Here is a 12,246-nt window from a genome sequence, read left to right as displayed (position 1 = left end):
TAAAAGCTGAGAATGTATACATTCTTGGCTTTTTTATGGCGATGTATTGGACATGATGGAAGTAAATTCAAAATCAATCGGTCAAATAAGTGCTCTTTTAGGTGAAGCCTTAGGTAAAAAAGGCTTGAGTATGACGACGGCTGAGTCTTGTACAGGGGGAGGCGTTGCGAGCGCCATCACCGATATTGCCGGTAGCTCAGCATGGTTTGACCGGGCCTTTATTACCTATAGCAATCAAGCCAAAATGGAGATGCTTGACGTAAACTCAGTGGTTCTTGAGTCTCATGGAGCAGTCAGTGAACCTGTCGTGAAAGCGATGGTTGAGGGAGCATTGAGGCACTCTGATGCACATATCGGCGCTGCCATCAGTGGTATCGCTGGCCCTGGTGGAGGGAGCGTTGATAAACCCGTTGGTACGGTCTGCTTCGCCTTTGCTGACCAAGAGGGATGGCTAAAAACAGAAACGCTTCACTTTGATGGTGATCGTAGGCAAGTACGTCAACTGGCAATTCAGCATGTGTTGGTACGCTTATTAGAGCACCTTCGTTAATCTAAAGAAATCTTTGCTTCTTGTTTTTCTACTGAAAGTGATTGTATCTAATGAAAAAATTGAGTCAGAGATACAGGCGGTATGAGAACCTAAGCGAGTTTTTTTTCATACAGTGCTGGACACTGTATGAATCAACAGTATAATAATGATTATTGTTGAGTGGCTCTGCTACTCAAAAAATCTAAATGACTATTCGTCGCCCAAAGAGATGAATCAATCGGAGAAAGTAATGGACGATAACAAACAGAAAGCGCTCGCCGCTGCGCTAGGTCAAATTGAAAAGCAATTCGGTAAAGGCTCTATTATGCGTCTTGGTGATAACCGTGCGATGGACGTGGAAACAATTTCAACTGGCTCTCTTTCTCTTGATATCGCTTTGGGTGCTGGAGGTCTACCGATGGGCCGTATCGTAGAAATTTACGGTCCAGAATCTTCAGGTAAAACAACGTTAACTCTTGAGCTGATTGCTGCTGCACAACGTGAAGGTAAAACTTGTGCGTTTATCGATGCAGAGCACGCACTAGACCCAGTATACGCTAAGAAACTGGGTGTTGATATCGATGCACTATTAGTTTCTCAGCCAGACACTGGTGAGCAAGCACTCGAAATCTGTGATGCATTGGCACGCTCTGGTGCTATCGATGTTATGGTTGTCGATTCTGTCGCGGCACTGACTCCAAAAGCAGAAATTGAAGGTGAAATGGGCGATAGCCACATGGGTCTTCAAGCTCGTATGCTTTCACAAGCGATGCGTAAGCTAACAGGTAACTTAAAGCAGTCTAACTGTATGTGTATCTTCATTAACCAAATTCGTATGAAGATTGGGGTAATGTTTGGTAACCCTGAAACCACAACAGGTGGTAACGCACTGAAATTCTATGCTTCTGTTCGTCTTGATATTCGTCGTACTGGTGCGATCAAAGAAGGTGATGAAGTGGTGGGTAACGAGACTCGCATTAAAGTTGTGAAGAACAAGATTGCTGCACCATTTAGAGAAGCGAATACTCAAATCATGTATGGCCAAGGTTTTAACCGTGAAGGTGAATTGGTTGATTTAGGTGTAAAACACAAACTGGTTGAAAAAGCGGGTGCATGGTACAGCTACAACGGCGATAAAATTGGTCAAGGTAAAGCGAATGCCTGCAACTATCTCCGTGAACATCCAACTGCAGCGCAAGAAATCGATGCGAAATTGCGTGAAATGTTGCTTTCTCCAGCTAAGCCTGAAGAAGCTGAAGTGGGTGAAATGCCAGAGCAAGAAGAAGAGTTTTAACCTTCTCACTGATTACGTTTTAACAAAGCCCTGTTTCGCAGGGCTTTGTTATATCTGGTAAATGTTATATCTGGTAAATATTTTCAAGCGATATACCCAAGTGACCTCAAGATGCTTGATTCAGAGCGAGGTCACTGAGTCGAATTCAAGGAAGACAACGAAGCGGAATAGCAGGCTCTTTCCAAGTTGTCTGACGCAAGAAGTCGGCTCAGTGACACGCTCCCAAAGGGCGAGTGGCCTTAACTCTCAGGCTTTGTTAACGATTCTCAATGTAGAACGACTATATCTTCGAATCGTTGCCGCGCCTGAAAGTTAAGGTCATCTCGCTGAACACAGCATCTTGAGGTTACTTGGGTATATTATCTATTAGTTATAACGATAGATATAAATATAGCCATGGCATGATGGGCTATTACCCTGAGCAAAAGTAACTTTAGGACAACCATGTACCAAAAGCGCCAAACGCCTTCATTATCGAGTAAAGAAGCCGCAATTCATTTATTAAGCCGCCGTGATCATGGGCAATACGAGCTGTATCAAAAACTGGTACAGAAAGGCTATGAAGCCGCTGATGTAGAATCCGCGATTAATTTTTGTTTGGACCACAACTATCTGGATGATTTGCGTTACGCTAAAAGCCAGGTTCGTCAGCATGTTTATAAAGGTCATGGTGAACGTCGCATTCGACAAGAATTAAATTTAAAACGTATCTCTGAAGCTGTTATTGACCTTGCTCTACAACAAGAACCGCAAGATTGGTTTGAGTTAGCTAAAATGACTGCTGAGAAAAAATTTAAAGGGAGCAAAGCCAAAGATCAAAAAGAGTATGCTAAACAAGTCCGTTTTTTACAGTATCGAGGGTACAGTTTTGAGCAGATCAGTTATGCGCTAAACGACGAGAGCGAATAACTAAAATAAGTACCGGATATGAGTTTTACTGTTATTTTTCTCTTCTAAAGCCTCTTTTCTATAAGAAAACTAGTCGTAGCTGATTGCTTGATCTACAATACGGCAAAATTCTAACTCGACTATTTCAGGAAGAGCTGCATGTACATGAGCACTGATGAGGTTCGTAACGCGTTCCTTAAGTTCTTTGAAAGCAAAGGACACCAAATCGTAGAAAGTTCATCGTTAGTTCCACATAACGATCCAACCCTGTTATTTACTAACGCAGGCATGAACCAATTTAAAGATTGTTTCTTAGGCTTAGAAAAACGAGCCTACACCCGAGCGACTACGGCTCAACGCTGTGTACGTGCTGGTGGTAAACATAACGATTTGGAAAACGTCGGTTTTACTGCTCGCCATCATACCTTCTTTGAAATGCTGGGTAACTTCAGTTTTGGTGACTATTTCAAAGAAGACGCCATCGCTTTTGCTTGGGAGTTTTTAACTGAAACGCTTAAACTGCCAGCAGACCGTCTACTGGTTACCGTTTACGAAACTGACGATGAAGCATTTGATATCTGGAATAAGAAAGTAGGCGTTCCTGCCGATCGTATCGTGCGTATTGGTGATAAGAAAGGCGGTAAGCCATATGAGTCAGATAACTTCTGGCAAATGGGTGACACTGGTCCTTGTGGTCCATGTACAGAGATCTTCTATGATCACGGCGAACATATCTGGGGTGGCCGTCCTGGTACACCTGAAGAAGACGGTGACCGTTTCATCGAGATCTGGAACAACGTATTCATGCAGTTCAACCGTCACGCTGACGGCACAATGGAACCGCTACCTAAGCCATCGGTAGATACGGGTATGGGTATCGAGCGTATCTCTGCCATCATGCAGGGCGTGCACTCAAACTACGAAATCGATGTATTCCAAGCGCTTATCAAAGCTGCAGCAGAAGTGATCGGTTACCAAGACCTATCCAACCAATCGCTACGCGTGATTGCCGACCACATCCGTTCATGTTCATTCTTGATTGTAGATGGTGTTATGCCTTCAAACGAAGGTCGTGGTTATGTTCTACGTCGTATTATCCGTCGTGCCGTTCGCCACGGTAACAAGCTAGGCGCACAAGGTGCATTCTTCCACAAATTGGTTGGTGTACTAGCGGACATCATGGGTACGGCTGGCGAAGAGCTGAAGCGTCAACAAGCTGTGGTTGAAAAAGTATTGCGTATCGAAGAAGAAAACTTCGGTCGTACACTTGAGCGCGGTATGGCGATTCTAAACGAAGCGTTAGATAACATTTCTGCTCAAGGAGCGGATGGCAAAGTGCTCGATGGCGAAACAGTATTCAAACTTTACGATACTTACGGTTTCCCAGCTGACTTAACGAACGACGTTGCACGTGAGCGTGAGTTCGCTATCGACGAAGAAGGTTTCGAGAAAGCGATGGAAGAGCAGCGTCAACGTGCACGTGAAGCAGGTAACTTCGGTACTGACTATAACGCTGCAATCAAAGTTGATGCACAAACAGAATTCTGTGGTTACGCAGGTACTAAAGGTTCTAGCTCTGTAGCAGCGATGTTTGTTGAAGGTAACGAAGTCGATTCGCTATCTGCAGGCGACAAAGCAATCATCGTACTTGGAGAGACACCATTCTACGCTGAGTCAGGCGGTCAATGTGGTGATGCTGGTGAAATCCGCACTGAGTCTTGTGTATTCCGTGTTGAAGACACTCAGAAACTAGGCAACGCAATTGCGCACCACGGTGTAATGGCAGAAGGCGTGCTAGCGAAAGATGACGAAGTAGCAACGATTGTTGATGCAGAGCGTCGCGCAGCTATCTCTCTAAACCACTCAGCGACACACTTGCTGCATGCTGCACTGCGTCAAGTGCTTGGTGAGCATGTCACGCAGAAGGGCTCTCTAGTAAAAGCGGACAACCTTCGTTTTGACTTCTCACACCTCGAAGCGGTAACCGCAGCAGAACTGAAGGAAGTTGAGCGTTTAGTGAATGCACAAATTCGCCGTAACCACACGATTGAAACTAACGTCATGGACATTGAGTCTGCGAAGCAGAAAGGTGCAATGGCACTGTTCGGTGAGAAGTACGATGACGAAGTACGCGTACTTTCTATGGGCGATTTCTCGACAGAGCTTTGTGGTGGTATCCATGCTTCAAATACCGGTGATATCGGTCTATTCAAGATTACTTCTGAAGGTGGTATCGCAGCAGGTATCCGTCGTATCGAAGCGGTAACGGGCGAGGGTGCACTCGACGCAATCGAAGCTCAAGCAGCTAAGTACGAAGAAAAACTGGTTGAGTCAGCGCAAAAAGCGAAATCTCTAGAGAAAGAAATCCAAAAACTGAAAGACAAGATGGCAGCAGCAGAAAGCGCGAACATCATGGGTAAAGTACAGGATATCAACGGTACTAAAGTACTGATTGCAGCTCTAGAAGGTGCGGATAGCAAAAACCTACGTACTATGGTTGACGACATTAAAAACCAAGTTGGTAGCGGTGTTGTCCTACTTGCAAACGTAAATGATGACAAGATTGGTCTCATTGCTGGTGTGACTAAAGACCTTATTTCTAAAGTGAAAGCAGGTGACTTAGTTAAAATGGTAGCTGAGCAAGTCGGCGGTAAAGGCGGTGGTCGCCCAGATATGGCACAAGCTGGTGGCACCGATGTGGATGCACTACCTGAAGCCATAGCCTCTGTACAGCCTTGGCTTGAAGAACGTTTATAATAGTGAGCTACAATAACGCTCAATTCATATCATGTATTGAGCGTTATACTCTAATGACTTCAAGGTGCTTGATTTAGAGACAGATTCCAAAGGGCGACCATGTTTAGTGTTCAGACTGTGGTGGCGACCCTTAAGGTAGAATCGCTCTATCTGCATATCTTTGTTGCGCCTGAATGCTAAGGCTACCCTTGCTAAAGTGAGTATCTTGAGGTTACTGAAGTAGATTTTAATGTTAACCAAGTGGTTTAAGAACGAAGTCCATGGCTTGGTTGTTAAATTACTTGGTTTTTGTCGTAAATACCACTCACAAAGTGCAAGGTTTTGCATAAGAGTGGCTTGAAAGAGACTTTGGTCTTGGGAAGGTGAAGACTGGTGAAAAAGCCCCTTATCGTGCAAAAGTTTGGCGGAACATCAGTGGGTTCTATTGATAGAATTTATCAGGTGGCTGAACACATCATTAAGGCGAAAAATGATGGTAATCAAGTTGTTGTTGTTGTGTCTGCTATGTCGGGCGAAACAAACCGATTAATGGATCTGGCTCAACAAGTGGACAGTGTTCCAACTGCGCGAGAACTTGATGTTTTGCTCTCTGCTGGTGAGCAGGTGTCTATGGCACTTTTGGCAATGACACTCAATAAATTGGGTTATGCTTCCCGCTCACTTACCGGAGCACAAGCGAATATTGTGACTGATAATCAGCACAATGACGCTACGATTAAGCACATTGATACCACAACGATCTTTGAGATACTCAAACAAGATCAAATCGTGATTGTCGCAGGTTTTCAAGGTGTGAATGAAAATGGGGATATCACGACATTAGGCCGAGGTGGCTCAGATACCAGTGCTGTGACCCTAGCCGGGGCACTTAAAGCCAATGAATGTCAAATCTTTACCGATGTGGACGGCATCTATACCTGCGACCCACGTATCGTAAAAAAAGCTCAAAAGCTTGCCATTATTGACTTTCCTACGATGGCAGCAATGGCACGTCGAGGTGCTAAAGTACTGCATTTACCTTCGGTACAATTTGCGTGGCAACATCAGGTACCATTGAGGGTCTTATCTACCTTTGAGATCAATCAAGGCAGTCTAGTTAAAGGTGAAATTGGTACAAAAGCCATTTCTGGTATCGCTATTCAGCGAGAACTTGCCATAATTGAAGTTGATAATGAAAATTTATCTAGCATTAAGAAACAATGTCAGATGCTGGGCATCGATATTTGGAATGTGATCGAGGAAGCAGAACGTACAGGTATTGTGATAAAACAAGAAGCTTGTGCCAAGCTGGAACTGGTGTTCTGCGATGATATTCTTAAAAGTGAAATAGTCAGTTTATTGACTGTAGTTGGTGAAAAAGCCCATGGAATGGTTGAACATGCTTGTAAGTTGCTTGCTCAACACAAGATAGTGATCAATTTCTCCACTACAGACCCACTTGCTATGATGCTGGGTTTATCGTCAGAAAATGTTGAGGCTGCAGCAAATATTCTGCATGATGCTTACGTTATATCTAGTGAATCATTGCAAATTCAACAAAAACATGCCTTTTTAGGCTAATTTTCGATAACAAGGTAGTTTACGGAAATATAGCTTTTGTTGGATAATAGTTTTGTAAAAAATGAAATTTAGAAATTATTCAAGGAGCAAAGAATGCTAATTTTGACTCGTCGCGTAGGCGAAACACTAATGATTGGTGATGAAGTAACGGTAACCGTATTAGGTGTAAAAGGTAACCAAGTACGTATTGGTGTTAACGCTCCGAAAGAAGTTTCGGTTCACCGTGAAGAAATATACATGCGCATTCAAGCTGAAAAAGGTAATGGTAACGTTGCTTCTGGCAACTACTAACTCACTGCATTTTTTTGTGTGCTGTTTGAATGAAAAAGGCTAACTAAGGTTAGCCTTTTTGGTTTCTTAATTAATGTTATTTCAAACGATAACAACGTTTTTTTTCCTCCTAAGAGAATGATAAAGTTGCTTTAAGCAGCACTTTGATTAAATCCACACCAGTTAAGAGATTTTTGTGTTTTTTTTCAAAGAAAGTGTTTGACATATTTTTGGTAAAACGTAATATGTGCCTCCGCAAGACGGTGAGGTGGCCGAGAGGCTGAAGGCGCTCCCCTGCTAAGGGAGTATACGGTTTATCCCGTATCGAGGGTTCGAATCCCTCCTTCACCGCCATTTCTTGCAAAGTTGAGAAATCAACAAAATGTGCGTCCTTAGCTCAGCTGGATAGAGTACCTGGCTACGAACCAGGCGGTCGGAGGTTCGAATCCTCCAGGACGCGCCATCTCTTTTGAGATAAATAATGAAAACGGTGAGGTGGCCGAGAGGCTGAAGGCGCTCCCCTGCTAAGGGAGTATACGGTTTATCCCGTATCGAGGGTTCGAATCCCTCCTTCACCGCCATTCATTATCTGGCCCGGTGGCCTTTTTTTGTTTTGTATAAAACAAATGTGACCTTGTTCACAAACTCTTCTTTAGAAGAATCGCGCGTCCTTAGCTCAGCTGGATAGAGTACCTGGCTACGAACCAGGCGGTCGGAGGTTCGAATCCTCCAGGACGCGCCAATTATTCCAATAATCGATTGGATAAATCGGTTATTCAAAGTAAAATAGATTTATTGCGCGTCCTTAGCTCAGCTGGATAGAGTACCTGGCTACGAACCAGGCGGTCGGAGGTTCGAATCCTCCAGGACGCGCCACTCTTTAGGGTTTCTTGTTATAAACGGAAATCCAGATATTGGTTAACACTGATGTCAAAACTGCGCGTCCTTAGCTCAGCTGGATAGAGTACCTGGCTACGAACCAGGCGGTCGGAGGTTCGAATCCTCCAGGACGCGCCACTTTTCAGGGTTTCTTGTTATAAACGGAAATCCAGATATTAGTAAACACTGATGTCAAAACTGCGCGTCCTTAGCTCAGCTGGATAGAGTACCTGGCTACGAACCAGGCGGTCGGAGGTTCGAATCCTCCAGGACGCGCCACTTTTTAGGGTTTTTTGTTGTAAACGGAAATCCAGATATTAGTAAACACTGATATCAAAACTGCGCGTCCTTAGCTCAGCTGGATAGAGTACCTGGCTACGAACCAGGCGGTCGGAGGTTCGAATCCTCCAGGACGCGCCACTTTTATAAACCTCGCTTAGGCGAGGTTTTTTTATGGCTTTTATTTCTGTCTTAAGGTCTTCAAATCTCTCTTATCTCCACAAACCATTCTCTTTGCGCCGTGTATTGCTTCTGCTGTTCACCGAATAATTAAAACAATAATCTGTGATCTGCCTAGTGAATAAATCATCAATATAAGAGATTTTCTAAAAGCTGTATTCATCAAAATTGACAAATTTTAATCAATCGAGATAATCGATTGGTCGGGATTTGCGCGATTAACGCCCTGTACCGTGTCAGGATGACAATGAAAGGAAGCAATAAGATGAATATAGGAAGTTTACTCGGAGAAGCAGCTACCCTGATGATGACAGGGATGGTTGTTGTATTTATTTTCCTTACCATTCTCGTTTACCTCGTGCGGCTATTATCTAAATTAGTCCCTACAGAGAAGCCTGAGCCCATTGCGGCAACAACAAACACTAACACACCATCGACCTCTTCCACTGTTAGTCCACAAGTTGTGGCAGCGATCTCGGCAGCGATCCATAAACATCGCGCTTCTGTCGTCAAGTAGTCGAAAAGAGAATGAAAAAGGAGTTTAAGAGCATGTTTAAGCCGTTAGCTATTACTGATGTTGTCCTTCGTGACGCTCATCAATCCCTGTTTGCTACGCGTATGCGTATTGAGGATATGCTGCCGATTGCGTCTGAGTTGGATAAAGTCGGCTATTGGTCGTTAGAGACTTGGGGGGGAGCGACTTTTGATGCATGTATTCGTTTCCTTGGCGAAGACCCATGGGAGCGTTTGCGTGAGCTAAAAAAAGTCATGCCCAATACGCCGATGCAAATGCTACTAAGAGGGCAGAACTTGCTGGGCTACCGTCATTATGCTGATGACGTAGTCGAGAAATTTGTTGAACGTGCGCATATGAATGGGATGGATGTATTTCGTATCTTTGATGCGATGAATGATGTACGTAACTTTCATACTGCGGTGAAAGCGGCCATCGACGTTGGTGCTCATGCACAGGGAACCTTGTCCTATACAACCAGCCCTGTTCATAGTGCAGATGCTTGGGTGGATTTGGCAAAGCGTCTAGAGGATCTTGGTTGCCACTCTTTGTGTATTAAAGATATGTCAGGTTTACTCAAACCTTATGAGGCTGAAGAACTTATTACTCGTATCAAAGCGTCATGTGATGTGCCATTAGCATTGCACTGTCATGCGACGACAGGGCTCTCGATTGCAACGGCAGTGAAAGCTGCTGAAGCGGGGGTTGATATTCTTGATACGGCGATCTCTTCTATGAGTTGTACCTATGGCCACACACCAACAGAAACCGTGGTCGCAATGCTACAAGGTACCGAGCGCGATACTCAACTGAATCTTGCTCAGTTAGAACCTATTGCTGCGTATTTCCGTGAAGTACGTAAGAAATATGCGAAATGGGAAGGTCAGTTAAAAGGGGTCGATTCACGTATCTTGATTGCTCAAGTTCCAGGTGGAATGTTGACAAATATGGAAGGCCAACTCAAAGAGCAAGGTGCTTCTACACGTCTTGATGAAGTATTAGAAGAGATTCCTCGTGTGCGTGAAGATCTCGGTTTTATTCCATTAGTGACTCCAACGTCTCAGATTGTTGGTACTCAAGCGGTGATCAATGTCCTAACGGGAGAACGCTATAAGAGTGTTACCAAAGAAACCGCTGGCATTCTTAAAGGAGAATACGGCGCTACTCCTGCTTTAGTCAATGCTGAACTACAAGCGCAAGTGCTTGGTGGTCAGGAAGCGATTACCTGTCGTCCAGCAGACTTGCTTGAAGCCGAAATGGAGACACTGACCGTTGAACTTATGGAAAAAGCCCAGGATGAAGGCATTAAATTAGCCAGTGAACGGATTGATGATGTTCTGACTTATGCATTATTTCCGCAAGTAGGTCTGAAATTCCTGAAAAATCGTGGTAATCCTGATGCTTTTGAACCTGTTCCCAGCCTAGAAGCGGCAGAATCCAAACGTTCAGATGTTGTTCAAACACAGACAACGCAGGTTGAAACCTACAGCGTACGAGTTGAAGGGCAAGTATACGATGTTGAAGTTGGGCCGAAAGGTCAACTTACTTCAGTCACTTCAAGCAATGTTGTTGCCTCGGCTAAGCCCATTGCAACAGAGCCTGTAAACACTCACTCAGAGGAAATACCTGCACCACTGGCTGGTAATATTTTTAAGGTCAATGTGCAATTAGGCAGTGAAGTCTCTGAGGGTGACGTATTACTCATTCTTGAAGCGATGAAAATGGAAACTGAAGTAAGGGCAGCCCGCGGAGGCATTGTGCAGGTGTTAAATGTCAAAGAAGGCGATGCTGTAGCGGTGGGCTCACCATTGTTGAGCTTGTCGTAAGGAAAGATCATGGATGGATTATTGACCTTATGGTCTGAAACAGGGATTGCTAACTTTGAGTTTGGCCAAATCTGTATGATGTTGGTTGGTTGTATTTTACTTTTTTTAGCCATTTGTAAGGGGTTTGAACCGCTACTTTTACTCCCAATCGGGTTTGGTGCAATTTTGGCTAACATTCCCAATGCAGGGTTTACCGAGCCGGGAGGTTTGCTGTATTACGTTTATTACATTGGGATCGAATCTGGTGTCTTCCCACTACTGATCTTTTTAGGTGTCGGAGCAATGACGGATTTCGGCGCTCTGATCGCTAACCCTAAAACATTATGGCTTGGAGCCGCTGCACAATTTGGTATTTTCGCGACCTTATTTGGGGCGATATTACTTAATTATGTGCCAGGGATGGAGTTTTCCATGGCCGATGCTTCATCGATTGCGATCATCGGTGGTGCAGATGGGCCTACTGCTATCTTTTTAGCCAGTAAACTCTCTCCTGATTTACTTGGTGCGGTAGCGGTAGCGGCTTACAGCTATATGGCTCTGGTGCCGATTATTCAGCCACCCATCATGAAGGCACTTACAACACCGCAAGAACGACAGATCAAAATGGCACAGTTGCGTCATGTTGGTAAATGGGAAAAAGTTATTTTTCCATTAGTGGTGCTTTTGATGACGATTTTATTCCTCCCGTCTGCGACTCCTTTAGTTGGGATGTTCTGTTTGGGCAACCTAATGCGTGAAGCGGGTGTTGTTGATCGCTTATCCAAAACTGCTCAAAATGAGCTCATTAATATTGTGACGATTTTCCTAGGTTTAGGGGTGGGTTCTAAATTACAAGCCGAGCAGTTTTTGAATGTAGAAACGCTGGGCATATTGGGTTTAGGGGCCGTTGCTTTCAGTATTGGTACTGGTGCTGGGGTATTAATGGCTAAATTATTGAATAAGTTTTCTAAAGAGGACATTAACCCGCTTATCGGTGCCGCGGGAGTGTCGGCTGTTCCAATGGCGGCACGAGTGGTGAATAAAGTCGGCCTAGAAGCGAACTCACAAAACTTCTTGTTGATGCATGCCATGGGGCCTAATGTCGCTGGTGTTTTAGGTTCGGCGGTGGCTGCAGGTATTTTACTTGCTTTAGTTGGCTAATGGATGAAAATGCGCTTACTTACCGTCACACTTTATTCTATTTGACTCGTTTTAAACGCTGAAGAGCATAACTTAACCTTTGTAAAAAAAATGGTTTATAGTCACTGGGATGCATTCGCATCCCATTTTC

The 12,246-nt window shown here is 44.3% G+C and carries 9 protein-coding genes and 8 tRNA genes; all 17 read left to right on the top strand.

The annotated features are described in order from the left end of the window. Positions 1-52: 52 nt before the first annotated feature. The 17 genes from BS333_RS11490 to BS333_RS11405 all read left to right on the top strand — a co-directional run bounded on the left by BS333_RS11490 (position 53) and on the right by BS333_RS11405 (position 12,116). Complete coding sequence (locus BS333_RS11490) at positions 53-550, top strand: CinA family protein (protein ID WP_418369071.1); 498 nt, start codon at positions 53-55, stop codon at positions 548-550. Between the two features lie 229 nt (positions 551-779). Further along, on the top strand, positions 780-1,823 hold the full coding sequence (recA, locus tag BS333_RS11485) for a recombinase RecA (protein ID WP_021710330.1): 1,044 nt from the start codon (positions 780-782) through the stop codon (positions 1,821-1,823). Between the two features lie 444 nt (positions 1,824-2,267). Then, positions 2,268-2,732, top strand: coding sequence for a recombination regulator RecX (gene recX, locus BS333_RS11475; protein WP_021711900.1), 465 nt, complete (start codon positions 2,268-2,270; stop codon positions 2,730-2,732). A gap of 138 nt (positions 2,733-2,870) precedes the next feature. Next, positions 2,871-5,468 (top strand): alanine--tRNA ligase, encoded by a 2,598-nt coding sequence (gene alaS / locus BS333_RS11470; RefSeq protein ID WP_021711901.1) that lies wholly within the window; start codon positions 2,871-2,873, stop codon positions 5,466-5,468. Between the two features lie 372 nt (positions 5,469-5,840). Beyond that, the gene (locus BS333_RS11465) at positions 5,841-7,028 is read left to right on the top strand and encodes an aspartate kinase (protein WP_021711902.1); all 1,188 of its coding nucleotides are present in this window, start codon (positions 5,841-5,843) and stop codon (positions 7,026-7,028) included. A gap of 93 nt (positions 7,029-7,121) precedes the next feature. Next, positions 7,122-7,319 (top strand): carbon storage regulator CsrA, encoded by a 198-nt coding sequence (gene csrA, locus BS333_RS11460; protein ID WP_004415691.1) that lies wholly within the window; start codon positions 7,122-7,124, stop codon positions 7,317-7,319. Positions 7,320-7,560: 241 nt separating this feature from the next. Beyond that, a tRNA-Ser gene (locus BS333_RS11455) sits at positions 7,561-7,652 on the top strand. Between the two features lie 32 nt (positions 7,653-7,684). Beyond that, a tRNA-Arg gene (locus BS333_RS11450) sits at positions 7,685-7,761 on the top strand. 26 nt (positions 7,762-7,787) lie between these two features. Continuing rightward, positions 7,788-7,879, top strand: a tRNA-Ser gene (locus BS333_RS11445). An 84-nt stretch (positions 7,880-7,963) separates the two neighbouring features. Further along, a tRNA-Arg gene (locus tag BS333_RS11440) sits at positions 7,964-8,040 on the top strand. A gap of 57 nt (positions 8,041-8,097) precedes the next feature. Then, positions 8,098-8,174: transfer RNA gene (locus tag BS333_RS11435), tRNA-Arg, on the top strand. 64 nt (positions 8,175-8,238) lie between these two features. Then, positions 8,239-8,315, top strand: a tRNA-Arg gene (locus tag BS333_RS11430). 64 nt (positions 8,316-8,379) lie between these two features. After that, positions 8,380-8,456: transfer RNA gene (locus tag BS333_RS11425), tRNA-Arg, on the top strand. A 64-nt stretch (positions 8,457-8,520) separates the two neighbouring features. Next, a tRNA-Arg gene (locus tag BS333_RS11420) sits at positions 8,521-8,597 on the top strand. A 304-nt stretch (positions 8,598-8,901) separates the two neighbouring features. Further along, a complete protein-coding gene (locus BS333_RS11415; RefSeq protein WP_021711261.1) occupies positions 8,902-9,153 on the top strand; it encodes an oxaloacetate decarboxylase subunit gamma in 252 nt (83 codons plus the stop codon). Between the two features lie 32 nt (positions 9,154-9,185). Then, positions 9,186-10,976: a sodium-extruding oxaloacetate decarboxylase subunit alpha gene (gene oadA, locus BS333_RS11410; RefSeq protein ID WP_021711262.1), complete on the top strand. Its 1,791-nt coding sequence runs from the start codon at positions 9,186-9,188 to the stop codon at positions 10,974-10,976. A 9-nt stretch (positions 10,977-10,985) separates the two neighbouring features. Next, on the top strand, positions 10,986-12,116 hold the full coding sequence (locus BS333_RS11405; RefSeq protein WP_021711263.1) for a sodium ion-translocating decarboxylase subunit beta: 1,131 nt from the start codon (positions 10,986-10,988) through the stop codon (positions 12,114-12,116). The last annotated feature ends 130 nt before the right edge of the window (positions 12,117-12,246 follow it).

The organism is Vibrio azureus, assembly GCF_002849855.1.
GTDB lineage: Bacteria > Pseudomonadota > Gammaproteobacteria > Enterobacterales > Vibrionaceae > Vibrio > Vibrio azureus.
The sequence above is the reverse complement of the archived record's forward strand: the minus strand, read 5'-3'. Positions and strand labels throughout refer to the sequence as shown.

Coding starts and splice junctions, on each gene's coding strand:
- BS333_RS11490 (WP_418369071.1), top strand. CDS start 53: ATGATGGAAGTAAATTCAAAATCAATCGGTCAAATAAGTGCTCTTTTA.
- recA (WP_021710330.1), top strand. CDS start 780: ATGGACGATAACAAACAGAAAGCGCTCGCCGCTGCGCTAGGTCAAATT.
- recX (WP_021711900.1), top strand. CDS start 2,268: ATGTACCAAAAGCGCCAAACGCCTTCATTATCGAGTAAAGAAGCCGCA.
- alaS (WP_021711901.1), top strand. CDS start 2,871: ATGTACATGAGCACTGATGAGGTTCGTAACGCGTTCCTTAAGTTCTTT.
- csrA (WP_004415691.1), top strand. CDS start 7,122: ATGCTAATTTTGACTCGTCGCGTAGGCGAAACACTAATGATTGGTGAT.
- BS333_RS11415 (WP_021711261.1), top strand. CDS start 8,902: ATGAATATAGGAAGTTTACTCGGAGAAGCAGCTACCCTGATGATGACA.
- oadA (WP_021711262.1), top strand. CDS start 9,186: ATGTTTAAGCCGTTAGCTATTACTGATGTTGTCCTTCGTGACGCTCAT.
- BS333_RS11405 (WP_021711263.1), top strand. CDS start 10,986: ATGGATGGATTATTGACCTTATGGTCTGAAACAGGGATTGCTAACTTT.